Source organism: Bradyrhizobium sp. Unk1 (genome assembly GCF_059512345.1).
In genome coordinates, this window is sequence record NZ_JCAMOP010000168.1 from 1 (window position 1) to 1408 (window position 1408).

At 60.0% G+C, this 1408-nt stretch carries 1 protein-coding gene; it reads left to right on the forward strand.

The window, feature by feature from the left end; genetic code table 11:
- Nucleotides 1–119: 119 nt before the first annotated feature.
- Entirely contained in the window at nt 120–1151 is a 1032-nt protein-coding gene (locus AC5ZFO_RS47905; protein ID WP_496124253.1) for an IS110 family RNA-guided transposase, read from the forward strand.
- Nucleotides 1152–1408 lie beyond the last annotated feature (257 nt).

Here is a 1408-nt window from a genome sequence, read left to right on the forward strand (position 1 = left end):
CTAGATGCCGTGATGGGCCGGCCTTCGCGAGCCTAGCCAGGTAAGTGGCTGTCCCTCAGAATGATGATGTTGAAACGGAGTCCGAGTGATCGGCTCCAGGCATCAAGTGAGGAACAGCCATGGACTATTACGCGGGGATCGACGTGTCTTTGAAAGAGAGCAGCATCTGCATTGTTGACGGGACTGGCAACGTCGTCCGCGAGGTCAAGGTCGCCAGCGAGCCTGAGGTGCTTATTGGCTATTTCGACGAGTTGGAATTGCCTGTCAGCTGCATTGGGCTCGAGGCCGGGCCGTTGTCGCAGTGGCTGCATGCCGCGCTTGTGGCCGCCGGACGCGATGCAGTTTTGCTCGAGACACGGCATGTGAAAGCGGCACTCTCGGCCATGACCGTCAAGACCGACCGGAAGGATGCCCGCGGGATCGCTCAGTTGCTGCGGATGGGCTGGTACCGTCCGGTTCACGCGAAATCAGTGCCTTGCAAGGATACCCGGGCCCTTCTTGTTGGACGAAAACTTCTGCAGGGCAAGCTTCTCGACGTCGAGCTGAGCATCCGCGGCATCCTGCGTGGCTATGGGCTGAAGGTCGGCGAAGTGAGCCGTGGACGGTTTGAAGCGCGCATTCGGGAACTGACAGCGGAGCATGTGACCCTGGAAATGGTGATTGGCGCGATGCTCGCTGCGAGGGCGGCGTTGTGGAACGAGTTCACCAGGTTGCATCGTGAGATGCTGAAGATCGCACGGGCCGACAAGGTTTGCCGGCGATTGATGAGCACGCCTGGCGTCGGCGCTTTAGTTGCCCTGACATATCGCTCTGCGGTGGATGATCCGTCACGATTCGGAAAATCCAGTACGATCGGTGCCTACTTCGGGCTCACTCCGAAAAAATATCAGTCAGGTGAGACCGACCGGGACGGAGGCCTAAGCAAGGTCGGCGATGCCATGGTGCGGACCGCGCTCTTTGAAGCGGCGCACATCATGCTGACGCGCACGACCCGCTTCTCGAGCCTGAAGTGCTGGGCTCTCGACGTGGCGAAACGCAGAGGCATGAAGCGCGCCAAAGTGGCTCTTGCCCGCAAGTTGGGTGTCGTGCTCCATCGCATGTGGATGGACGCGACCGAGTTCCGCTGGAGCAAGGCCGCTGCGGCCGCATAGGAGGTAGGGCAGGTTCGGGGAGCGCGTCGAAAACGGCATCGCTTCTACAGAGGTCCCGTCGCCGGGACGAGGGCTTGGCAAGGTCGGGAGTAGTGCTGTGAATGCTTCGGCAAATCACGCGTCCTAGATTGACCTGCCGGCTCTGGATCTGATGGCATGGTGTGGCAGCCTTCGCGCTGACCACGGACAGAAGCATGATCCTGGCGATGAGATATCGTTCAGAGGGACTTGACGAACAAAGGCCCATTACAGAAGCA